This is a genomic window from Rothia uropygialis (assembly GCF_004137765.1).
Classification (GTDB): Bacteria; Actinomycetota; Actinomycetes; order Actinomycetales; family Micrococcaceae; genus Rothia.
Genome location: NZ_NOIS01000001.1, coordinates 493,403 through 517,016, shown reverse-complemented (window position 1 = coordinate 517,016; position 23,614 = coordinate 493,403). Strand labels below are relative to the sequence as shown.

At 61.5% G+C, this 23,614-nt stretch carries 19 protein-coding genes; 8 read left to right on the top strand and 11 right to left on the bottom strand.

Annotated features, from left to right (window positions below):
- Nucleotides 1-72 precede the first annotated feature (72 nt).
- The 5 genes from EWV35_RS02390 to EWV35_RS02370 all read right to left on the bottom strand — a co-directional run bounded on the left by EWV35_RS02390 (nucleotide 73) and on the right by EWV35_RS02370 (nucleotide 5,466).
- Nucleotides 73-1,587: a sugar porter family MFS transporter gene (locus tag EWV35_RS02390; RefSeq protein ID WP_129657782.1), complete on the bottom strand. Its 1,515-nt coding sequence runs from the start codon at nucleotides 1,585-1,587 to the stop codon at nucleotides 73-75.
- Nucleotides 1,588-1,859: 272 nt separating this feature from the next.
- Nucleotides 1,860-3,269 (bottom strand): amino acid permease, encoded by a 1,410-nt coding sequence (locus tag EWV35_RS02385; RefSeq protein ID WP_129658260.1) that lies wholly within the window; start codon nucleotides 3,267-3,269, stop codon nucleotides 1,860-1,862.
- A gap of 273 nt (nucleotides 3,270-3,542) precedes the next feature.
- Nucleotides 3,543-4,043, bottom strand: a complete 501-nt coding sequence (gene tpx / locus EWV35_RS02380; RefSeq protein WP_129657780.1) for a thiol peroxidase — start codon at nucleotides 4,041-4,043, stop codon at nucleotides 3,543-3,545.
- A gap of 77 nt (nucleotides 4,044-4,120) precedes the next feature.
- Entirely contained in the window at nucleotides 4,121-4,564 is a 444-nt protein-coding gene (locus tag EWV35_RS02375; protein WP_129657778.1) for a SufE family protein, read from the bottom strand.
- Entirely contained in the window at nucleotides 4,561-5,466 is a 906-nt protein-coding gene (locus EWV35_RS02370; RefSeq protein WP_129657776.1) for a sulfurtransferase, read from the bottom strand. Before EWV35_RS02370 ends, EWV35_RS02375 begins: the two co-directional genes overlap by 4 nt.
- A gap of 250 nt (nucleotides 5,467-5,716) precedes the next feature.
- Between EWV35_RS02370 and EWV35_RS02365 the strand changes: the two genes are divergently transcribed.
- From EWV35_RS02365 to EWV35_RS02355, 3 genes are read left to right on the top strand one after another with little or no spacing between them, the layout of a single operon-like run.
- Nucleotides 5,717-7,051, top strand: a complete 1,335-nt coding sequence (locus EWV35_RS02365) for an LLM class flavin-dependent oxidoreductase (RefSeq protein WP_129657774.1) — start codon at nucleotides 5,717-5,719, stop codon at nucleotides 7,049-7,051.
- A gap of 9 nt (nucleotides 7,052-7,060) precedes the next feature.
- Nucleotides 7,061-8,023, top strand: coding sequence for an LLM class flavin-dependent oxidoreductase (locus EWV35_RS02360; protein WP_129657772.1), 963 nt, complete (start codon nucleotides 7,061-7,063; stop codon nucleotides 8,021-8,023).
- A 1-nt stretch (nucleotide 8,024) separates the two neighbouring features.
- Nucleotides 8,025-9,959: an FAD/NAD(P)-binding protein gene (locus EWV35_RS02355; protein WP_165168290.1), complete on the top strand. Its 1,935-nt coding sequence runs from the start codon at nucleotides 8,025-8,027 to the stop codon at nucleotides 9,957-9,959.
- On the opposite strand, the gene EWV35_RS02350 is transcribed toward EWV35_RS02355, so the two are convergent.
- Nucleotides 9,956-11,143, bottom strand: a complete 1,188-nt coding sequence (locus EWV35_RS02350; protein WP_202976016.1) for a low temperature requirement protein A — start codon at nucleotides 11,141-11,143, stop codon at nucleotides 9,956-9,958. The two genes, EWV35_RS02355 and EWV35_RS02350, sit on opposite strands and share 4 nt — an antisense overlap.
- Before the next feature lie 183 nt (nucleotides 11,144-11,326).
- Here EWV35_RS02350 and EWV35_RS02345 point away from each other — a divergent pair, with 183 nt between their 5' ends.
- A complete protein-coding gene (locus tag EWV35_RS02345) occupies nucleotides 11,327-13,342 on the top strand; it encodes a potassium transporter Kup (protein ID WP_238654046.1) in 2,016 nt (671 codons plus the stop codon).
- A gap of 152 nt (nucleotides 13,343-13,494) precedes the next feature.
- On the opposite strand, the gene EWV35_RS02340 is transcribed toward EWV35_RS02345, so the two are convergent.
- Both EWV35_RS02340 and EWV35_RS02335 read right to left on the bottom strand, forming a co-directional pair.
- On the bottom strand, nucleotides 13,495-14,850 hold the full coding sequence (locus EWV35_RS02340) for an MFS transporter (RefSeq protein WP_129657768.1): 1,356 nt from the start codon (nucleotides 14,848-14,850) through the stop codon (nucleotides 13,495-13,497).
- 166 nt (nucleotides 14,851-15,016) lie between these two features.
- Entirely contained in the window at nucleotides 15,017-15,961 is a 945-nt protein-coding gene (locus EWV35_RS02335; RefSeq protein ID WP_129657766.1) for an NADP-dependent oxidoreductase, read from the bottom strand.
- 136 nt (nucleotides 15,962-16,097) lie between these two features.
- Between EWV35_RS02335 and EWV35_RS02330 the strand changes: the two genes are divergently transcribed.
- Nucleotides 16,098-16,793, top strand: coding sequence for a mismatch-specific DNA-glycosylase (locus EWV35_RS02330; RefSeq protein ID WP_129657764.1), 696 nt, complete (start codon nucleotides 16,098-16,100; stop codon nucleotides 16,791-16,793).
- Nucleotides 16,794-16,970: 177 nt separating this feature from the next.
- Here the strand turns inward: EWV35_RS02330 and EWV35_RS02325 are convergent, their stop codons facing one another.
- Nucleotides 16,971-17,171, bottom strand: a complete 201-nt coding sequence (locus tag EWV35_RS02325) for an SDR family oxidoreductase (RefSeq protein ID WP_238654044.1) — start codon at nucleotides 17,169-17,171, stop codon at nucleotides 16,971-16,973.
- On the opposite strand from EWV35_RS02325, the gene EWV35_RS02320 reads away from it, so the two are divergent.
- The gene (locus EWV35_RS02320) at nucleotides 17,170-17,856 is read left to right on the top strand and encodes a TetR/AcrR family transcriptional regulator (RefSeq protein WP_129657762.1); all 687 of its coding nucleotides are present in this window, start codon (nucleotides 17,170-17,172) and stop codon (nucleotides 17,854-17,856) included. The genes EWV35_RS02325 and EWV35_RS02320 overlap by 2 nt on opposite strands.
- A 258-nt stretch (nucleotides 17,857-18,114) precedes the next feature.
- Here EWV35_RS02320 and EWV35_RS13390 read toward each other — a convergent pair whose 3' ends face one another.
- Nucleotides 18,115-19,839, bottom strand: coding sequence for an alpha/beta hydrolase fold domain-containing protein (locus tag EWV35_RS13390; RefSeq protein ID WP_129657760.1), 1,725 nt, complete (start codon nucleotides 19,837-19,839; stop codon nucleotides 18,115-18,117).
- Between the two features lie 88 nt (nucleotides 19,840-19,927).
- The gene (locus tag EWV35_RS02310) at nucleotides 19,928-20,530 is read right to left on the bottom strand and encodes a TetR/AcrR family transcriptional regulator (RefSeq protein WP_129657758.1); all 603 of its coding nucleotides are present in this window, start codon (nucleotides 20,528-20,530) and stop codon (nucleotides 19,928-19,930) included.
- Between the two features lie 117 nt (nucleotides 20,531-20,647).
- Between EWV35_RS02310 and EWV35_RS02305 the strand changes: the two genes are divergently transcribed.
- Nucleotides 20,648-21,598 carry an NAD-dependent epimerase/dehydratase family protein gene (locus EWV35_RS02305; protein WP_129657756.1) on the top strand — a complete coding sequence of 317 codons (951 nt, stop codon included), beginning with the start codon at nucleotides 20,648-20,650 and terminating at the stop codon, nucleotides 21,596-21,598.
- A gap of 960 nt (nucleotides 21,599-22,558) precedes the next feature.
- On the top strand, nucleotides 22,559-23,488 hold the full coding sequence (locus EWV35_RS02300) for an oxidoreductase (protein WP_129657754.1): 930 nt from the start codon (nucleotides 22,559-22,561) through the stop codon (nucleotides 23,486-23,488).
- Nucleotides 23,489-23,614: the final 126 nt, after the last annotated feature.

The window sequence follows — 23,614 nt, the reverse complement described above, 5'->3', positions numbered from 1 at the left end:
CGCCCCCAGGATCTATGACCTCGCAGGTGCGCCCTCGGGCGTTCGTACTCGTTGCGACCGACGCGCACCTCCTTATCTTTCTGGCGCTGAGGCTCGTTCTTGGGCCAGCCGCTTGCGTTTCAACGGGAGGAATTCCTCGTCACGCAGGCTGGTCTCGATGTCTTCGAGGCTTCGATCCTTGGTCTCGGGGACCCGGAAGTAGATCACGATCCACGCAATCACGTTGAGGGCCGCATAAACCATCATCGCGCCGCCCGGCGACAAGAAATTGACCAGAGTCAGGGCCGTGGAGGTGACCAAGAGGTTCGAGCCCCACAGGGCCATCGCGTGCAGGCTCGTGGCCGAAGTGCGCACCTTGAGCGGATAGAGCTCCGAGCCCATGAGCCAACCCACGACCTGTATACCGCCTGCTTGGAAAAGCATGAACAGCATGAGGAAGGTCAGCATGAGCGGCAGGTTGGGGTCGTTGCCACCGACGGAAAGAGTGATGCCGAAGAGCAAGATCCACAGCGCCGCAAAGGGCAGGGTCCACAACATGAGGGTCCGTCTGCCCATCCGATCCACGATGAACCGACCCACCGCGGTCATGACGACGTAGACCACACCGACCATGACGTTGATGCTGAGACCGATATCCGACGGCAAGCCGACGTGCGTCAGCAATGTCGGCGTGTAATAGATCATCATCTCCAGGCCGGTAATCTGCGTGAAAATCGCGACGGCAACACCCGCAATAATCGCTGGACGCATCCATTTTTCGGTGAACATCGCGGACCATTCGCTCTTCGCGGCCTGCCGCTGCGCTTTACGGCGAGTGCGTTCGATGTCGCGTATCTCCGATTTCGCGGATTTTTCACTGGGGCGAACCCACTCGAGCACTTGGGTCGCCGTATCGACCTCTCCTTGACTGACTAGCCATCGGGGGCTTTCAGGCAACGGGATCATGCCAATCACCAGCACGATGGCCGGAATAGCGGCGACAACGATTTTCCAGTGCCATTCCACGTCACGCAGGAAGTAGTTGACGAGTGCCGCCGTCAATATGCCTACACCGATCGCAATATTGAAGAAAGTCACGTAGCTGCCGCGCTTGTTCTTCGGGGCAAGCTCCGAAATATAGGTCGGAATAGTCTGGGTTGAACCGCCCACCGCCAGACCGAGGAAGAATCGGCTCGCCATCATGATGTACGGATTCGGCGAAAGGGCACAGAACACGACTCCGAGGACGAAAACCGATGCGACCGTAATGATCGTGATGCGCCGCCCGAAGCGACGAGCGAAGAAGCTGGCACCCAGGGCACCGACCACGGCGCCGGCGAGAATGAACGAGGTGATGAACTCGGCCGTTATCCCGTGCTCACTCACCCCGTAGTCCTGAGCGATCTGCGCGAGGGTTCCGGAGATGACGCCGGTGTCATAGCCGTAGAGCAAACCCCCGAGCGCTACCAGAAGGGAAGCAGAGAGAACCCGGAGTCGCGCCGTACGGCGAGGCTCGTTACTCAACGCCGCTGCTCGAAGCGAACCCGTGTCCGGGCTGTGCGGCCCTGAGCCTTCCGGCGTATTCGAAGAAGAACTTTCGGTGGTCAATCAAGCACTCCTGACGGTCAGAGAAATATGATTCACTTCCAGGCCGCCGAGGCCATCCGTCAAAACTTCGACCGGGACGGATGCCACCGGTCAGTCCAGGAGCGGTGCAAAAAACGGTGCACCGCGGACAATAAGATCCGCGGCACACCGCTTTGTGTCTCTATGCAGGTTATCAACAGGGTTTTCCCACGGGCAAGGTTATCTGCCTCATCCGGGTCCGCTTGGCCAAGGCGTGGAGAGGCCTCGACGTGGCGCCGAAGCCGTCACATCCCTCAGGCATTGTGGTTTCGCGGAGCCAACGATTGCACGTCGGCTTCTTCCAGGGGCACTGATTTCGATCCCGTGATGAGCTTATGCCCAAGCCATATCAGCAAGAAGACCGGCAACCCGATGTAGGAACTCAACACATGGAAGAGCTGGCCCTTGAATACGGCCTCGTAGTTCTGGCCCAGGATGACCACAATGCACAGCACGAACGCGATAATCGGCCCCAGAGGAAAAAGGGGCGCCTTGTATGGAAGATCCTTGAGGTCGTACCCCTGCGCCACGTAGGCCCTGCGGAATCTGAAATGGCATACCGCTATCCCAACCCACACGATGAATCCCGAAAGACCGGAGATATTCACCAACCACGTGTAGGCGGCGCCTTGCCCCACCACGGCCGTGATGAATCCGGCCAGTCCGACACAAGCCGTCGCGATCAGGGCGGGCATGGGGATCCCGCGCTTGTTCACTCTGGCAAATATTTTCGGTGCCTTGCCTTCAAGCGCGAGGGAAAGCAGCATACGGGTCGAAGCGTAGAGACCCGAGTTACCTGCCGAAAGGATGGCCGTGAGGATCACTGCGTTCATGAGGGAAGCGGCAAATGCGACACCGGCTCGTTCGAAGACCAGGGTGAAGGGTGAGAAAGCGATATCCGATTCGTCGCTTCTCAGCAGGTTCGGGTCGGTGTACGGAATCAGAAAACCGATGACCGCAATAGCTCCAATGTAGAAGAGCATGATGCGCCAGAACACGGAACGCAACGCTTTGGGGACGTCCCGGCGCGGATTCTCGGCTTCGCCCGCGGCCACACCGATCATTTCGGTTCCCTGGAACGAGAATCCGGCAATCATGAAGACCGAAATGATTGAGATGAACCCACCGCTGAAGGGTGCGTCCCCTTCGGTCCAATTCGTAAAGCCCGGGGAGTTCCCACCGATGATGCCCACGATCATCAGGATTCCGGCAATCAAGAACACGATGACGGCCGCAACCTTGACGGCTGCGAGCCAGAACTCACCTTCGCCATAAGCGCGTGCCGACAGCGCATTGAGCGCCGTCAGCAAGATCAGAAACACTGCAGCCCAAATCCAGCCCGGCACGTCGGGCAGCCAGAAGGACATGATGAGGCCGGCCGCGACCAGTTCGGCGGCAACCGTGATGGCCCAATTGAACCAGTAGTTCCATCCCATCGCGAAGCCGAAGGATGGGCTCACAAAGCGCGTAGCGTAAGTCTGGAACGATCCGGCCACCGGCAGATGGGCGGCCATTTCCCCCAGAGATTGCATGAGCAAGAGGACCATCAGACCGATGACGGCATAGGCCGCGAGAGCTCCTCCTGGGCCTGCGTCCGCGATGGTTCCGCCGGAGGCGAGAAAAAGCCCGGTGCCGATGGCGCCGCCGATGGCGATCATCTGCATATGCCGGTTCCGAAGCCCACGCTTGAGGCCTTCGGGCGTGAAAGTCTCCGACTCGGTGCTACTGCTGGACACAATTCTCCCCAGGGGTTGAACGCCAAATTTAGTTCAGGCTACCACCCGGGTCCTCGAGGAATGGCGCTCACAAACGGGACGTTCGGCCAGCCACAATCCAGGTTCGGTTCTATCGTCTCAAGTGGTTCGGGGGCGAAAACACCCCGTCATGGGGCCTGGGCTCCGTGACGGGGTGAGGTCGGTTACTACCGATTTCTCGGATTAGTCCCGGGCGGCCGCAATCGCCGCGTCGTAGTCGGGTTCCTGACCGATTTCCGGAACGAGCTGGGTGTAGACCACTTCGCCTCGAGGGCTGATTACGACGACGGACCGTGCCAGGAGCCCTTCCATCGGGCCATCGGTGATCCGGACGCCGTAGTCATCGCCGAAGGTCGAGCGGAACCCCGAGGCGGTTACGACATTGTCGATGCCCTCTGCACCACAAAATCGACCCAGCGCAAAGGGAAGATCGTTCGAGACGCACACGACCGCAACATCGTTGAGACCGGCCGCTTCTTCGTTGAACTTTCGGACACTCGCCGCGCACACTCCGGTATCAACCGAAGGGAAAATGTTCAGGACGATGGTTTTTCCTTGGAAGTCGTTCTCTGTGACTTCCCCCAGGTCGGTTCCGGCCAGGGTGAACGCGGGAGGGGTCGCTCCCTTGTCGGGCAAGTCGCCCGAGGTCTGGGTCGGTTTTCCCTTGAAGGTGATTTCAGCCATATGTACTCCTCAGTCTCATGTATCAGCCATGTGTACTCTTCTGGCTCGTGTATTCGTCCAGCTGGACGATGAACTACCTACTCGGTTTTCTCGGCGACCTGACGCTGAATGCGCGCCAGCATGCCGCTCATCCCATTCAACCTCAAAGGGCTGACCGCTTGGGTGAGGGAGAGCCGCAACGGCAAGTCCGAGGGGACGCCAGTGACGACGTTGGCGGATTTCCCGTCCAGTCCTTCCTGGAGAATCCCCGCGAAACCACGAGTCGTGGGAGCTTCCGGCGGGGCCGAGAAGTACAGACGGACCGTGTTGTCCTCCTCGACCTCGGTCACGAGGAAGATCGGCGACTGGCACTCCGGCACGGGTTCGAGCAACTCGGGGTGGTCCTTGAACCGAGCGGGAAGCTCAGGCAGGCCGTTGCTGAATTCGAGGAGGAGTTGCAAACGGTCCTGAAGCGGAAGCTCGGCGAACTCGTCCACGATCTCCTGCAGTGATTCGGGAAGTTCGGTTGCGGTCTGGGTCATGATGCTGAAGGCGCCTCTCCGGGCTCTTCGCCCTGAACGATGGGTACACGGACGGCATTGCCCCACTCGGTCCATGAGCCGTCGTAATTGCGAACATTGTTGAATCCGAGCAGGTGTTCCAGAACGAACCACGTGTGGCTCGATCGTTCGCCGATGCGGCAGTACGCGATGATGTCCTGTTTCGGTTCGAGGCCGAGCTCATCCTGGTAAATGCCGCGCAACTCATCTGCGGATTTGAATGTACCGTCTTCATTGGCCGCACGCGCCCACGGGACGGAATGTGCCGTTGGGATATGGCCTCCGCGAAGGGCCCCTTCCTCTGGGTAATTGGGCATGTGCGTACGGCGGCCCGTGTACTCGTCGGCGCTTCGCACGTCGATCAGCGGAAGGCTGCCGATGCTCTCGCGGACCTGCGGAAGGTATGCACGGATACGCTCGTCCTCCCGTTCGACGACGGGGTACTCCCCCTGCGCCGGCGAGGGCACCTCAGTTGTCACGTCCCGATCTTCTTCGATCCACTTGGCACGGCCACCGTCCATGAGTCGAACGTCCTGATGCCCGAACAGCGTGAAGACCCACAGGGCGTACGCGGCCCACCAGTTGGATTTGTCGCCATAGACAACGATGGTCGTATCCCGACTGATGCCCTTCTTGGACATGAGCTCAGCGAAAGCTTTCCCGTCCACATAGTCTCGGGTCACGGGATCGTTGAGTTCCGTATGCCAGTCGACCTTGACCGCACCGGGGATGTGGCCGGTCTCGTACAGGAGGACGTCTTCGTCGCTTTCCACGATCACGACGCCCGGATCCTTGGCGTGGTCTGCGACCCACTGCGTGCTGACGAGTCGTTCCGGATGCGCATATTCGGCGAACTTCGCGCTGTTGTCATTCGGTACTGACACTTTTCCTCCGTTGGATAGCGGGAACTCTTCTTGAGAGAACGCTCTGAGGCATCTCTGTTATTCCCGAATTTACAGCTTTGGCGCGTGCAATGCCTTCGGACATATTTCGGACTGTGACAGTGGCGTTCCACTTGTGCTGGAAGACTCCTACGCTGAAATTTCAGCCAAGTGCTCTGACCGAGATGGCAGGACCGAAGAGGCTCCCCAGTCCAAACGATCAGCACGAGTCATTTTTCGAGTGAGGAGCAGGATGAGCCAACGTCAGGTGCACCTTGCGGCACATTTCCCCGGGGTCAATAACACCACGGTATGGTCGGACCCTAAGTCCGGTTCCAATATCGATTTCTCCAGCTTCAAACATTTCAGCCGAACGGCAGAACGCGGGCTTTTCGATTTCGTGTTCTTGGCCGAAGGCCTGCGACTTCGTGAGCACAAAGGGAAAGTTTTCGATCTGGACACCGTCGGTCGTCCTGAAACGGTCACCGTGTTGTCCGCGTTGGCCGCTGTCACGGAGCACATCGGTTTGGCAGGCACTTTGAGCGCGACTTTCAATGAGCCGTACGATTTGGCCCGAAAACTGGCGACTCTCGATCACGTCTCCGAGGGACGTGCCGCATGGAATGTCGTCACCACCAATGATGCCTTCACCGGCGAGAATTTCCGGCGAGGCGGCTATCTCGACTACGCGGATCGATATCGTAGGGCCGTCGATTTCATTTCTGCCGCGCGGCAGATGTGGGAGTCCGACGCCGGGCCGTTCGAATTCTCGTCGGAATTCTTTGACATTGCGGGGCGCTTCCCCGTGCGCAAGAGTCCGCAGACCCACCCGGTACTCTTCCAGGCCGGTGATTCGCCTACAGGCCGTGATTTCGCGTGCGCCAATGCGGACGCGATTTTTACGCGGCATTCCGGCCTCGAGGGCGGTCAGGAATTCTACGCCGACATTTCCGACCGGCTTGCACGGTTCGGACGGTCCAAGGATGACCTCTCGATCTACCCGGGTGTCACCTACATCATCGGTGACACCCATGAGGACGCCGTCGAACGTTCGCGCCAGGTCGCCTTCCAGCAGATCTCCGGTCCCGGAGCCATCGCTTTCCTCGAAAGGCAGTGGGGGAAGGACCTGAGCGCCTACGACCCCGACGGCCCGCTTCCAGACATCGAACCGGATTTCGAGTCGGAATCGTTGACCCAGGGACGCGTTCGACGGGTCAAGGATCCGCGCCCCGTCGTCGAGGAATGGCGTCGTTTGGCGAGGGACAAGAACCTGTCGATCCGCGAGCTGGTCGTAGAAGTTTCCGGGCAGCACTCCTTCGTGGGTACACCTGCCGAAATCGCCGGTCACATGGACCTCTACGTCCAGGAACGTGCCGCGGACGGTTTCATCCTGATTCCCCACCTCACCCCGGGCGGACTCGATGAATTCGTCGACCGTGTGGTTCCTGAACTCCGGTCGCGAGGCGTCTACCGGGATGATTACCCGGGCCGAACCCTCCGGAAGAACATGGGCCTGCCGGACTACCGGCAGGAACGAGAATGGGCAGCATCCCGCGAGCGCGCGGGCGAATCCCGGGAAGAAAACTAGGAGGACAGCATGAACTTACCTCTTGCCGTGGCGGTTTCTCCGCAGGCCACCGCCGATCTTCACGCTTTGGCCCGCCTGGTCGCCGGAGCGGATTCGACCACCGGTACTGTACCGCCTGTCCGCTGGCTCGTGATCCGCGACGATTTTGTCTCGGGTCTGGACGCGTTGACGCTTTCCGCGTGGTTGGCCCCACAGTCCACGCGCCTGGAGCTCGTGCCTGAAGTGCCGGTGACCCATAACGAGCCGTTCCATATCAGCACCGCGACGGCCACTCTCGACTTCGCGACTGAGGGTCGTGCCGGGTATTCCCCCACCGTGCAGACGGAGAACGCTCCCGCCGCCGCAGTCGGAAGGCGGGGTGCGGCTGATTCAGAACACACCTGGCGAGAGGTGCGGGACGTGGACGACGTCGTGACCCGGCTCTGGACCTCGTGGGAGCCCGACGCCGTGATTCGGGAGGAATCGACGGCTCGGTTCATCGATCGCGAGAAGGTCCACTATGTTGACTTCACCGGCACTGATTCGGTCGGTCAGCAGTTCACCGTCAAGGGCCCCTCGATCACTCCGCGTCCGCCGCGCGGCGACTTGCCTGTACTCGTGAGGGTATCGGACGAACCATCCGCACGAACCGCGGCAGACATCGCGGATGTCGCCGTCCTCGACGCGGATGCCTTCCCCACGGCGGACGCGGGGCGTCGGTTGTTGGATCTGTTGACTGAAGGCTCGGCCGACCCAACTATTCTGATGAGCGTCGCTGTGACCGAACAGGGGCGGACTGCTCGCGGCGGGACTTCAGAAGCGGAGCTGTCGGCTCTGGTGGACCAAGCCAACGAACTCCTGGGGCACGCCGGGGGCGTCGACGAGTCCGGAGGATCACCGCGCGAGTCCACGGGTATCGAAGGGGTACTTCTCGACTCCCCGACCGCCGACGCCGCCATGGCAGCGCTCACCGGTGGCGGGCGGGATTCTTGACGTGGCGACCTCCATAGTTTTTGTCGGAGGCGGCCCCAAGACGACCGGAATTCTCCTCGCTCTCGCCGCTTCGATGAGGGCAGAGGGCATGAACCCGCAGGATCAGGTGGACGTCCACGTGATCGAACCTTTCGAAGCCGGGGGCGGGCGCATCTGGCGGCATGAGCAGTCTCCGACGTTGTGGATGAACTCCGTGGCCCGGGACGTCACCATCTTCCCCGACCAGGACGCCTCGTTGACGGCCCCGCCTCTCACCGGTCCCGATCTTGCATCGTGGGTCGGCGGTGCGGGCCGGAACATCCTCGAAGAGCGTGGACTAGGTGACTACGTCGAAGGCTTCACACCGGAGAGCTTCGCGCCGCGTCAGGTTCAGTCCGCGTACTTGGCCTGGGCTTTCGACAGGGCAGTCGAGTCTGTGCCGGACGGCGTTCACGTTCATGTGCACCACTCATTGGCGGTCAAGGTCCTTACTTCCGACGGTCGCCGCAACGTCATTCTGGAGTCGAGCAGCGATGGGTCTGTCCGAATAGACGCCGATGTGGTGGTGTTGGCACAAGGTTTCGTGGAAATCGAGGACGACGCGGAAACCCGCGCGCTGAAGGCTCAGGCCGAAGAGCTCGGGCTGACGTACATCGCGCCGGGTTATACGGCCGATGTAGACCTCTCCGGTCTGGAGCCGGGGCAGGACGTGTTGGTTCGGGGTTTCGGCCTGGCATTCGTTGACGCGATGATGATGGTGACCGAGGACCGTGGAGGAGTATTCGAGTCGAGTGGCGCGAGGACTCGGTATCGGCCGTCGGGCCGGGAACCGGTCCTGTGGGTCGGTTCGCGGCGCGGAGTTCCCTACCATTCCAAGTTGGGCTACCGCCCCGAGGGTATGCGTGTGGGTCCTACCCGGTATGTGACCAAGGAAAATTTCGCACGCCTTGCCAATGATGCGAAGGCCGAGGGGCCGGGAAGGCTCACGGTCCTGGACGACGTAATGCCGTTGCTGGACATGGAGTTGTTCGTCGCGCATTATTCAGAACTCGCCTACCGGCATCCGCAGCGGGCCGAATTCGCGCCGGACGATATCCGAAACAGGGGGGATGAGTGGAGCAGCATCTTCCTCGCGGGAAACCGCTGCCGTGCCTCCGGCCTCAGGAACGAACTGGACCGGTGGGCTCAGGGCCTCGTGCCGGATCCCAGAGACCATTACGACCTCGCACGGATAGACCGGCCCTTCGCTGCGCGTGATTTCGCGGGGAGGGAGGACGTCGAACGAGCCGTGGCCTGCTATGTGCGGGGCGACCTCGACCGTGCCGCCGATCCTTCCTATTCGCAGGACTCGGCTCGTTTTCACGCCTTGGTCGGGGCCTACTATGTGGTCCGAGAGCTCGTCGCCCAGGGAGAATTCTCGGCCGAAGACCGTATTCAGAATTTCGACGCCGGACTCCACGGCCTCTTCTCCTTTATCGCCTCGGGCCCTCCGCCCGAGCGTCTGGAGAATCTGCTCGCATTGCATCGTGAGGGTTTGGTTCGGTTCCTAGGCCCGGAGGTGCGGGTTCGTGTACACGAGGGTGCGTTCGAAGCGACCTCCACCGCGTACCGCCAAGTGGTGCGAACCCGATCGATGTTGGACGCTCGACTCGCGAAAGTCAGCGCGAAGCGGGCCAAGGACACTTTGCTGCGCGACTTGATTCGACGGGGCGATCTGAAGGTTGAGAGTCAGGGCGGGATAGCCGCCAAGTTCCTGATCGATGAGAACAATCGCGCCCTTGATTCTCGCGGAACGCCCCAGGATGATCTCCTGATGGTCGGTCCGTCGGTTGCGGGCTCGGTCGAAGAAGCGTTCTCCAGGCCAGGAACCGATGCCCAGGTTTTCCGGGACAATGAGAGGCTCGCCCAGCGTCTGCGGGAATTCATCCCGACGCCCTCGGTGGCCCAAATCCTTTAGAGGCTCGGATCCTCCGTGGGATCGGCCAGTGGGTCGCGAATGACCAGCACGAGGACGACGGCCGCGACGACCAAGGCAGTCACGGCAACGGGCAAAGGAAGCACCGGGTCCAGGAGCACCAGGAGCGCACCCAACGGAACCGCGGTGTTCACGACGCCGTCCGCGTGCTTTCGGAAAGCGATCCACCAAATCCCCATGAGGAATACGGCGACAGGCACTGCGACCGAATAGGACGCGATGAGAGACGGCAGCTGGGACTGATGGGACAAGTTGTCGATTTCAAGTTCGATTCCCGCGGAAAAGGCCCCAGCGGCCGCGAAAACGAAATAGTGCACATACCCGTAGCGAAGTGATGCTCCGAAGCTGGAGATCGAGCGGTGGTGCGGGGGCCAGAAATAGATCCACCACAGGCCGGCCGTGACCACGAGCGCGAGAATGGCTATGGCCACCAGCTCGCCCAGTTCCTCGGACTCGTGCAAAGCTTCAATAATCGCATTCGCGGAAGCGGACAGGGATTCTCCGAGCACGATCAGGGTGAAGAGGCCATAGCGCTCGGTGATGTGGTGCGGGTGCCACGGCGTGCTTCCGATTCGTTCGGCTACGACCGGAACCGAAACCTCGACGAGCATCAGAAGCACGAAGCCGAGGACTTGGGTGATCGACGCGGGAACCGCAAGCCAGGCGACCCAGAGAACCTGGACGGAGAGGATCCCGGCGGCGTAAACCATTGCCGCGCGGCCTGCTTGGCCGCCCGACCTGGCTGCGCGCAACCATTGGAAGACCATTGCGACTCGCATGACCACGTATCCAATGACCAAAACCGTGTAGTTGCTTTCGGTGAAGGCGGGTTCGAGTCCTGCTGCTAGAACCAGGACTCCGGCCATCTGGACGATGGTGACGAGTCGGTAGAGCCAGTCGTCGGTGTCGAATGATGTTCCAAACCATGTGAAATTCATCCAGGCCCACCAGATACCGAAGAACGCCATCAGATAGTGTGCCAAGGCCCCGCCGATGTCCCCGTCCGACATCAGCTGGTGAAAATTCTGGGCCGCGGTGCTGACAGCAACCACGAAGACGAGATCGAAGAAAAGCTCGAGCGTGCTGGCGGTCCGGGATTTCTCGGTCGGATTCCGTGGGCCCATCGGGACGAGACGGAACCGTGCTGACGAAGGTAATGAATGCATGAAAGGGCCTGTCTGCGCCGGGATGCAGCGAGGACTGCGGAACTCTCGTAGCCTACATTCATCACCTTTAGTTCGCTACGCTAACAGTGATCCGAGATCATGTGCGGCTTATGTTGCACTTCACACCATGTGCTCCGCAAATTGTATTGTCGACCCCCAGCCGCGGTGGCACAATCATCCTTCGTGAACAAGACAGCTGGTTCTAATTCGAATTATTTATCCTCGTCAGACGGTAATTCCACAACGGAGAACTCACCGGGTCAGGAAGAGATTCCGAAGAACGAAACCATGGCATTGGCCCTGGGAGCACCCCGCCCCGCGTCCAAGGCCCCAATCGCGTTGATCGTCGCCGCAGTCGGCGTCGTCTTCGGGGATATCGGGACCAGCCCCCTGTACTCGATGCAAACGGTGTTCAGCATTCACAACCGGGCCATCGGCCCGAGCCAGCAAGACGTTCTGGGTGTGATTTCCATGGTCATATGGTGTCTGCTCCTGATCGTGACGGTGGCCTACATCGGCTTCATCCTGAGGGCCCACAACCAAGGCGAAGGAGGGATCCTGTCCCTGGCTTCGCTCATCTGGCACAAGCTCGGAAAATCGTCCCACCGGGCCGGGATCGCCATAGTCCTCGCCGTCGTCGGCGCTTCCCTGTTCTACGGAGATTCGCTGATCACCCCTGCCATTTCGGTGATGAGCGCGATCGAAGGCGTCGAGGTCGCGAACCCGGGATTCGCCGAATACATCATTCCGATTTCGGTGCTGATTCTTTGCACGCTGTTCGCAATCCAACGGTGGGGCACCGCTTCGATCGGCAAAGCCTTCGGACCGATCATGGTCACGTGGTTCCTGGTGCTGCTCGTCCTGGGCATCCCGCACATTGTCCAGAACCCCTCGATCTTCCGTGCTCTGTCGCCTACTTATGCGATCGCATTCGCTCTCGACCGGCCCTTCATCGCGTTCATCGCCATGGGCGCCGTGGTCCTGGCGGTCACAGGCGTCGAGGCCTTGTACGCGGACATGGGGCATTTCGGGCGCAAACCCATCATGCTCGCCTGGCTGTCTCTCGTGCTTCCCGCCCTGGCCATCAACTATCTCGGCCAGGGCGCGATGATCCTGGACCATCCCGAGACCGTGGAGAATCCTTTCTTCCATATGGCGCCTCATTGGGCGAGGATCCCCCTCGTGGTTCTCGCGGCCTGCGCGACGGTGATCGCCTCCCAGGCAGTCATTTCCGGTGCGTTTTCGGTCTCGCGTCAAGCCACACGCTTGTCCTTGCTGCCCCGGCTCCGAGTGGTGCAGACCTCGAAGGACCAAGGCGGGCAGATCTACATGCCAACAGTCAATCTCCTGTTGTTCCTGGGCGTATTGACCTTGGTCCTCGTCTTCCGTTCTTCCAGCAATTTGGCCGCGGCCTACGGCTTGTCCGTCACGGGTACGCTCCTTCTGGAGCTCTCGCTCTTCCTACTGTTGGCTCGTGCGGTGTGGAAATGGTCCTTCATCCGAGTCGCGACGTTGGCATTCTTCGTCGGCGGACTAGAGCTCCTTCTGTTCGGGGCGAATGTGGTCAAGGTCCTCTCCGGGGGCTGGTTGCCTCTTCTCATCGCCGCATGCTTCATCACCGTCATGCTTTCGTGGCGCCGGGGTTCACGCATCATGTGGGGCCGACGGGCCGAGACGGAAGGCCCGATCGAAGACTTCGTGAATTGCATCCACGGATCGAATGTCCAACGGGTGCCCGGGGTCGCCGTATATCCGCACGGCAACCCCTCGACGGCTCCCCTCGCACTCGGATCGAACCTCGAGTTCAATCATGTGTTGCACAGGACTTCCGTGATCATCACCATGAAGAATGTGGGGGTCCCGCACGTCCGCAGTGACAGGCGTATTCGCGTCACCCAGCTGGGCGATCCGCAGGACGGCATCATCCACGTGCTCTGCCGCGTCGGTTTCAACGACTCTCAGGACGTACCGCAAGCGCTGAGGCTCACGAAGGTCGAATATCCTGAACTCGAATTCGATCCTTCGGAAGCCATATACATACTCTCGGTTTTCCGCATAGAGCCGGGCGAGGAAAAATGCATGCCGCGATGGCAGAAAGTCCTATTCCGCTTCTTGGAAAAATTCTCGGCAAACCGCACTCAGGCGCTGCATTTGCCGTTGAACCGCACCACGGTCATGGGTGCTCAGGCCGAGCTCTGACGTACTTGGCGACAGGGCCACCCCAGGGCGCCGACGTCGGGGCCAGCACCTCTGTGTCAAAGCCGGCGACGGAGTTTCCGCCGGACAGGCGATCATGTTTCCGCGGACGGACCGTGCAGGTTCCGACCCGACACGGCCCCTGTTCCGGGCGATTAGCGTGCTCGCTCCTTGAGGTATCGCTTGGCTTTGGGCATTTCGATGAGGATCATCGCCGCGCCGAGGACCCAGAGGGGGATCTGCACGGACATCGCGACTTTGAAACCGTGCAGCGAATACGTGCTGGGGGTGCCTGCTCCTTGCAGGTCCAGGACGAATCCGATCAACAGGACCGTTATCAGGGCCGCACTGAACCCGCCCATGTTGACCAGTCCTGTTGCGACGCCGCGTTGGCGTTTCGGCGCGTGCGTGCGAACTATGTCGAATGCGGTCATGGACAAAGGTATTCCGCCGCCCATGATTGCGCCGTAAATCAGGGTCACGGAATAGGGTGCGGCTCCTGGCCACAGCAAGAGCATCAGCCAAGCGGCGAACATGATGACGACGCCGGACAGAGACAGCATGACACGGTGTTGGGAGTATTTCGCGAGGATCGGGCCGAAGACCAGGGCACCGATCATGGAGGCCACAATGGCAACGTTGAGAACAAGGTGTGCCGCAGCGTTCGAGTAGCCCAGTCCACCCGTCAGGAACGGGGTGCCCCACAGAAGCAGGAAGCTGTCCGGGGCAAACATCGTGGAGAAGTGCACCCAGAAGGCCAATCTGACACCGGGTCTCTTCAGAAGCGATGTGATAGCTGGCAAGACCCCGGTGGAGCCGGGGCCGACCACGGGCAGCACCTCGGTCAGGATGATGGGGCCGGTATCGGCAAGAACCGGGGAAGAGATGGTTTGGATGCCCTTTTTCTTACCCGTCATACGCTCGATGATGGTTCCCGAACCGGGTCCGTCCCGCATCACGAAGATCACGAAAACCAGGATCACGGCGCCGATGGCCGTGAGGCTCGCGAACCCGGTCATCCATCCGAAGACGCCGACCACGGCGGCCAATGGCGCAACCGCGACGAGCTGGCCGATTTGGCCGGCGAGTCCCGTCAGCTGGTTGACCAGGGGCGCCTGGTCGCGAGTAAACCATTCTGCCGCAAGCCGAACCACCGATGTGAATATTCCGGCGTCGCCGGCACCGAGAAGAATTCGGGCCAAGATCGCCACCGGGATCACGTCGGTCGAAGCGAGGATGAGCTGGGCCGCAGACATGCACAGAAGCCCGACGCCAATGACCCATGAGGTTCCGAATCGATCGAGGCAGACGCCTACCGGGATCTGGCACAGGGCATAGACAACGAGCTGAAGGACGAGAAAAGAAGAAAGAACCGTCGCCTCAGCGCCGAAATGCTCCTGAGCGGTTGGTCCCAGGGCCGAGAAGGAGCTGCGGTTCACCAGGGCGAGCATGTACGCTGCCAGTCCGACAGCCCAAATAAGCCACTTGATGTGCAGTCTCCGGGTCATCATGACCTGACTTTATCTCCGTGCGATGGTACGCGGTCCAGACATTGCACAACCATGACGCCGATCCCCTCCGCCTCGGAGGTGACCGCGGACGCCTTAAGAAAATGACTTAAGAATTCGTCGAGGGCGCGAGGCTACCGCGTCGGAAGCCTCCTGCCTCGAGAAAATCTCAGGCAGTCAGGTCCAGGACGATCCGGCCGCGTACTCCCCCGGATTCGAGTTTCCTGTGCGCTTCTGCGGCCTGTCCCGCCGGCAGCGTCTCCGCGACCCTCAACGTCAGCGCCCCGTTTTCGGCTTGGTCGCGCAGTTCGGAGAGCATCTCTCGGTCTTCTGCCACGTCCCAGACCATCACCGGATGGACATGGAGACCTCGGGTGCCGTCACCCTTGTACCCGCGGAATGTGGCGACCGAGCCATCATCTTTGACCGCCGGAAGGACTTGTTCGGACTGAATCGAGGCATCCGCCAATCCGTCGACACCCTCCGGAACGATTTTGCGGATCGCCTCCGCAACGTCGTCGCCACGGGGCACAAGACGATCCGCGCCGAAAGAACGCACGAGTTCCTCGTCCTTCTCTGCGGCGTCGGCAATGACGGTAAGACCATCGGCCTTGGCGAGCTGAATAATGTAGCCACCGAGAGTGCCCGCGCCACCCGTCACGGCCAGAGTCTGACCGGGTCGGAGGTCAAGCAGGTTAAGAGCCCGGCGAGCTGTCAGAGCGTTCATGGGCAACGTGGATGCTGCGGCGTCGGAAGCGTTCGAGGGTGCTCGGACGACGGACCCGAGCGGCAACACGATATCCTCGCGGTATGCGCCGTGGGATCCGGAAGGCTGCACAACTGCGACGACACGGTCCCCGATCTCCAAGTCGCTATCCGCTCCGGACCCGAGCTCCGCAACGACGCCGGCGACGTCCATTCCCGGAACATCACCTGGCTCTTCGGCCCTGTCCTTGTCCGAGCGCTGCCCCGCGCGAACGCCGGTGTCGGTCGGGCTCACGGCGACCGCCGTCACCGCGATCCTCACCTGTTCGGGCCCGAGCTCCTCGGCGGGAACATCGATTTCATGGAGGGCCTCGGGGCCTCCGTACTGGGTTACTCCGTAAGCACGCATACAACCTGTCTAGCACTGTGCCCGAGCACCCACAACGATTGTGCAATAACAATTAACGTGACCCATCACGGCATGGCCGGGTCAGGCTTCGAAGCCACATCCTCCGTTATGCGGTTTCCGCGTAAAGTGAGGGCCCATGACCTCAGCCTTGCCGGAGAATTGGGAGCCGTGGCGTAGCCCCTCGCCCCTGGGCGAGCGGCGTCCCACCCGAGAGGAGACGGCACACGCCGTCAGCTCGGGGAATGGCCGCGAAGACGTGCTCCCTTATCCTCGGGACGAGCAGAACGCGGGACTCATTCGGCTACTCATCATCGGGATCAACCCGAGTCCGTGGACGGCCGCCGTCAATGCCCCGTTCGCACGGCCCGGAAACCGGTTCTGGGCTTCGCTCGAAGCCGCCGGAATACTGAATCGTCGCATCGACGCCTCCCGAGGTCTTTGCCCTGCGGACGAGCGAATGCTCGCTGAACGAGGCCTCGGAATCACCAACCTCGTCTCCCGCCCTTCGGCACGCGCAGACGAGCTTTCACGCTCCGAACTGCGTGACGGCGGAGACCGGCTGATCGAGCGCGCACGCATCATCAGGCCGCAAGCTGTGGCCGTGGTCGGGATCACGGCGTTTCGCCATGCGTTCGCAGCTCCGCGAACGACGATGGGGCTTCAGCATACGGGCGCCTCGACCGGCTGGCCGAACGACGTCCAGTTGTGGGTGCTGCCCAATCCGTCCGGGTTGAACGCGCACGAGAACATCGGATCCCTCGCGCAGAAATGGCGCGAGGTGTGGGAAGCCACGGTTCCTCCGGACGCGCGTCCTTCGACCGACACCGCCTGACTGCGCGGAAACCGAGAATCCGCATGGTTGATCTCACCCGAGCACCCCGTACAGGTGAGACCCTCCGCGCGGAGCGCGTGACACGCGCTTCCCGCTTCGTCCCGGACCATTCAGTACGCGTCAGCGGGTCGTACAACCGCCGTTGGCGAACATGGTCTGGCCCGGGATCCACCAGCCTTAGGATGCCAAGAATCGGACGAGGCGTGCGATGTCTTTGATCTGGGTCAGCTGGTTTCCCACGGCTTGAGATCTGTGGAACTCGACGCGCTCCGGGGTCTCCTGCCCGTAGAAGAACGGCGTATCCATGGGCCCGGGTGCCACCGCCGTCACCGAAATTCCGCAGTCGGCAAGCTCCTTTGCAGCGGCAGATAGCAGCATGACAGAGCGTTCCGGAACCGGCACCAGGGAAAAGCTCATCTCGGCGGCTGCGGAGCTCATTGTGGCCTCCCCGGGCGAAGAGTTCTCCCTGCGTGCTGTATGCGTTGTTGCGGGCGTCAAAATGCCGACCCTTTATCACTTTTTCGGGTCCAAACAGGGACTCATTGACGCGGTCGTAGAACACGGCTTCGATCTCTATCTGGGCGGGAAAGCATCGATGGAGACTTCCGGTGACCCGATTCAGGACATCCGGTCAGTGTGGGATGCCCACGTCAAATTCGGACTCGCCAACCCTGGCTTCTACACGTTGATGTACGGAACCGTGAGCCCAGGACATTCGCCGGCACCTCAGTCACGCCTAAGCGAGATCCTTCGTGGACTCACAACCCGGGCGGCCGAACAGAATCGGCTCGTCGTCTCCCGCGAGCAAGCCGCCGCACACGTTCTCGTGGCCACCATCGGGGTGACCCACCGCCAAATAATCCTCGCGAAAGCCCATCTGGAGCTCTCCCAGGCGGTACGCGAAGGAACTATCGCCGCAATCACCGGAACTGATCCTCGTAAAGACGACCCGCTCGCCGCGGCCATCGAGATCGCCGCGACCAACCCCGAAACCCTGGGGAGGGCGGAAACCCAGTTGCCGATCGAATGGCTGACTGCACTCGGTGGACGCCTCCCCCGCTGAATACGGTTCGACCGGATAGAGCCGGACCAGGTCGGCATCGATCGGTCACTCCGACCGCGGCCCCAGACCAATCCGACGGAGGAAGAGACCGAACCCTTGACCTCCGCTTTCCGCGATCGGCCGCTTGCCCAGCAGACTGACCTGACCCCTAGGTGCCCCCTGAGAATGAGCAGATGGGGCCACGAGTCAGCTGCTGTCGACCGCTGCACGGCCGTGGTTGTGGACGCCCTGTCTTGTCGGACCTTGCGGCGGCGACCATCACTCGGAGAGGGCGTCCCGGAGGAAGTCGATCGCGAGTTTCCGAGCGACGTTAGCGGCCTTGGTATCCCGGAGGCTGTCCAGCAGCAGGAAGTCGTGGACCATGCCCGCAACGCGGACCGAGGTGACGTCCGTTCCGGCCTCGCGGAGCTTGTTCGCGTACTGTTCGCCTTCATCTCGGAGCACATCGGCCTCGTCGGTAATGACCAAGGTCTTGGGCATCTTTTCGAGGTCCGAACTGGTCGCCCGGAGCGGGGAGGCGTACTTCTCGGCTCGCTGCGCCGGATCAGTCGTGTACTGGTCCCAGAACCACTGCATGCCCTCGCGGGTGAGGTAGTAGCCCTCGGCGAACTGCATGTATGACGGGGTGTCGAATTCGGCGTTGGTCACCGGGTAGAGCAGGCACTGGGCCTTCAGATCGATGCCGCCCCGTTCGGAGTTCATCAGCGCGAACACCGTGGACATGCATCCACCGACCGATTCACCGGTGACTGCAACACGGGAGGTGTCCGTGCCGTGCTCTGCCCCGTGCTCGAGCACCCACTGGCCGACCGCGTAATTCTGCTCGACCTGGGTCGGATACTTGGCCTCCGGGGCCCTGTCGTAGACGGGAAAGACGCCGACGGCGTTCGCGCCGACTGTCAGCTCGCGGAAAAGGCGGTCGTGGGTATGCTCGTCGCCGAAGACCCAGCCTGCGCCGTGGATGTAGAACAGCACGGGCAGCGGTCCGGACGCACTCTTCGGGCGTATAATCCGGGTGCGGACGTTGCCCCACCGTCCTGCATCGACGTCGACCCATTCCTCGTCGACATCGGGCCGGTCGACACCTTCGCCGCTCTGGAGGTCGGCCAGGATCTTCCTGCCCTCTTCGGGCGGAACCTCATAGATCCGGGGGTGCGGGTCGGTGTCCTTGCTCAGCTGGGCAGCTTCTGGCTCAAGGACAGGGGTGATCGGGTCGGGGCTGTGAGACATGCTGACTCCTTCTTCTGGTGTTTCCTGTGGATAGTTGGCCGCAGACCGGGGGTGTGCGCCGAGGTCGTCAATGAGCCGCTCGGCGAGTTTCTGAGAAGACTGCGGGTTCTGCCCGGTGTAAAGGTTCTGGTCCACGACGATGTATGGCCGCAACGGGATCAAACGCTTGTGGTAGTCCACGTGGAGCTCCTTGAGCTTGTCCTCAAGCAACCACGACGCTTTGCGGGCGAAGCTGTTCAGCTTCTCCTCACGGTTGGACAGGCCCGTGATCTTCTTTCCGACGAAGGGGGAACGGCCTGAATCGTCGGCAGTTGCGACGATCGCGGCGGGCGCATGGCACAGCAGGGCCAAGGGCTTGCCAGAGGCGAGCCTCTCGCTCAGGATCTTGCCGGAGACCTCGTCGTAGGCCAGGTCCTCCATCGGACCGTGGCCTCCCGGATAGAACACGAGATCGAAATCGGCTGCGTCGATCTCGTACAGATCGGCAGGATTCTCGAGCACGGGCGCAAGCGTATCGAGCCTGTCGCGAACCTTCTTCGTGGTGCGCGGCAGCCCCCCGGCCAGACCGAGGCTGAGTTCGTCCACAACCGGAATCTTCCCGCTCGGCGTAGCAACTGTCACGTCCCAACCGGCATCGACGAACGCCGCATACGGGACAACGAACTCCTCGGCCCAGAACCCGGTCGGGTGCTCCGTACCGTCCTTGAGGGTCCACACGCGAGCTGCGGTAAGAACCATGAGGACATTGGTCATAGCGTTATCCCCTCTAGAAAGCGTTCACCTCGATGTATGCACTGTATACATCACACTACGACCCAATGTGAGCACCGTCAACGCCCCCTCAGTTCCCACCCGTCGCCATGGGTTGAACGGCAAGGAGCGCCGCCACAGAGGCGCGGACCCGCTCAGCAACCTCCTCGGCGGGCTCCGGGCGGTACTTCCCGTCAAGATGAAGAAAGGCCAACCCGTGAGCCAGGCCCCACAGTGCGGTAGCCAATGCCGGCGGCGCAGCTTCGGGAAAGAGTCGTACGAGCACATCGCTCAGCACAGCGTGCAGTTGCTGCGAGGCCAGGACCCGTTCGCTGTCGGCGGTGTCGCACTCATTGCCGAACATCAGGCGAAATACCGCCGGGCGGCGCAGGGCGAAACCGACATAGGCGACACCGAGTCCCCCGAGGACCTCATTTGGACCCGCATCGGCGGGTGATTCTGCGAGCGTGAGAGCGAGAGCCTCACGGAGGTCATTGAACCCCTCAACTGCGACCGCCGAATCCAGAGCACTACGGTCTCTGAAGTGGCGGTAGGGGGCTGTCGGTGAGACGCCGGCCCGGCGGGCGACCGCTCGCATGGAATAAGACTCCCCCGCCTCCAGTATCTCGATCGCGCTGGTCACGAGCGTGGCGCGCAGGTCACCGTGGTGATACGCCCTCGCCGATGTTGACACTGCTCACTACTCCTTCTATCTTAATGTAAACACTGCAAACATACCGTGCAGGCAAGTACCTGTCCACCACCCCCACCGTGGGCGAGCCCGCATGCACAGAAAAGGACGGAACCGATCATGCAGACAATTCTGGGGGCCAACGGCCAGATCGCAATCGAGTTGGCGCGTGAACTCGGCCGCAAGCACACGAGCGATCTGCGGCTCGTGAGCCGCAATCCGCGCAAGGTCAACGACACCGACACCGTAATGTGTGCTGACCTTCTCGACGCAGAGCAGACCAGAGCCGCGACCGCAGGAAGCGAGATCGTCTACTTCACCGCTGGGTTGCCCGCGAAGACCGATCTATGGGAAGCGCGGTTCCCCACGATGCTCCGCAATGCGTTGAACGGAGCTCGAACCGCAGGCGCAAAATTCGTCTACTTCGACAACACCTACATGTATCCGCAGGACGATCGCATCCAGACGGAGGACACCCATTTCGCCCCCGTCGGACGCAAAGGACGGGTCCGCGCCGACATGGCGAGAATGGCGATCGACGAGATGACGCGCGCGGATATCCCCGTCCTCATCGCTCGGGCCCCGGAGTTCTACGGCCCCGGTCGCACACAGGGCTTCACCAACTCACTCATCATCGACCGATTGAAGGACGGAAGGAAGCCCCTCGTACCGGTCCGCGCAGACACCCTGCGCACGCTCATCTGGACCCCGGATGCCAGCCGTGCCCTTGCGACCCTCGGCAATACTGAGGATGCCTACGGGCAGACTTGGCACTTGCCCGTCGACCAAGATCGACCGACATACAAAAAGTTCATCGAGGTTGCCGCCAAAGAATTCGGCACCGACGAGGCCTACACGGTGATCCCCAAATGGGCACTGACCGCGGCAGGCCTCTTTTCCCCACAGGCAAAAGAAATCCGAGAACTGCTACCGAGATACGCGCACGACAACATCTTCAGCTCCACTAAATTCGCGAACCGCTTTCCCGAATTCCAGGTGACGACCTATAAGGAAGGACTCGAGGTGATCCATCACGAGGCCACGACCACTGCTGGCGAGACTCCCTCCTGAGACGTGGCGCCGCGCATAGGCCGTCACGGGTTCGGCATTGGCAGGACTCCACCGCGTTCCGGGCCGAGAACCAGGATTTGCCCCCGCCTGCATCCGCAGTCCTCGACACTGTCTTGGACCCCTCCTGCGGTGCCCGAGGAGGAGTCCGATCATTGCCTGGCCGAGACCGCTTCGGACCACCTAGGCGGAAGAACATGCGGAGGGTTGGTCAATATCCGGGCCGTCTTATAGTTGCGCAGGAAAATCTTTGGTCGCCGCTGCGAAACGGCCCAACGCGGGATGCCAACACATTGGTTCACTCGCAACTTGTTGCCCCAGGCGATGGGCGCGACCGGCGCCGAAAAGGACAACGAGCGAGACCACGGGCCAAACCCAGGACGACCGGACCCCGCGATTCAGGACGAACTGGACCGGGCACCGGTAGACGGTCCTAGCGACCACGACTCTCGCGGCGTCGACACCGCGGCAACCGCCCTTGCCCTGGAGGAAGCTGGCCTTCGCACAAACCGCTGTGCAGAGCGAAAGGTGGAACGGTGTGTTAACGACCCCCGCCAGAACTTTGATACGGCAATCAACGGCTCGACTTGGCATCGCTCTAGTGCACTTGAACTCCGGCCGGCAGTTGCCGCGACTCAACGGTTCGCGTATCGCATTCTTGGCGCCTGCTGGCCATACGAAAACCGTCTCTCCCCGGACACATGGAATATGGAGGAGGAAAATATCACTCGCAAGCATGAGGCACTCCGGATGCTGTCCGCATCCGTTCGCGCTCGACAGACATCACAACTTCCCGGGGCCCCGGGCGGAGCATTCGCTGACGAGATCGCCGATCTGAATGCCGCACTGTCCTGTAACTCATAGGCAGGTGCAACTTTTTCCCTGCCTGTCGAAGAAGAAGATGTCAGATCGAGGACAGTGAGGGCGACAGGAACCAGGCCGATTAGGGGTAGCGTCGAGGTTATGAGTTCATGGACAGTATCTTCCATTCCAGACCAGACCGGGCGGACCGCCATCATCACAGGCGCGAACTCGGGACTCGGCCTCATCACGGCAACCGAGCTAGCCCGCCACGGCGCGGACATCATCCTCGCCGTCCGGAACATCTCGGCGGGCGAGGCGGCCGCCGCAACGATCCGGACCGAATCCCCGGAAGCAAAGGTCTCCGTCCAGCAACTTGACCTCGCATCGCTCGCCTCAGTCGACGCGTTTGCCGATCGCATGGCAGCGGAGCTCGACCGGATCGACCTGCTCGTCAACAACGCCGGCCTCGTCATCCTCGGAGACCGACAAACGACCACCGATGGCTTCGAGCTTCACCTCGGTACCAATCATCTCGGTCACTTTGCACTCACCGGCCGATTGCTTCCCCTTCTGGAACGCGGACGGTCGCCCCGTGTGGTATCGCTCAGTTCGCTCTCCCACAAGGGCGCTCACCTGGACTTCAGCGACCTCATGTTCGAGAAGAACTGGGATGCATCCGCTGCTTACGGCGCGTCGAAACTCGCTACCACGGTATTCGGTATCGAAATGGATCGCCGCCTCCGCGCCGCGGACTCGCCTGTCATCAGCACGCTCGCACACCCCGGGGTGTCCCGGTCCAACCTCACGCCGCGGGCGTGGCAGCACCGCGGGGCGATCGGGAAGATCATCGCCTGGACCTACGCGGCACTGAACACTCAGCCCACCGAGCAGGGCGCGATGCCGCAGCTGTACGCTGCCACCGCGGACATCGTTCAGGGCGGCCAGTTCTTCGGTCCTGACGGAAAGAACGAACAACGAGGTAACGTGACCGAGGTCCAAGCGACCAGCGAGGCCCGCGACCCGAAGGTGGGAACGAGGCTCTGGGAGGTGTCCGAACAGTTGACACGTGTGAGCTACCTCGATCGGTAAGACGCCACAAGTCGGGAAACCTGCCTGCGGCGGCCCATGATCGCTCGGACCACCCGCCGGACCCTTGGCCTTGAAACACAGCTTCATCGCTTTTCGCCCACCCAATATCTGACCGTGCGGCCGTTA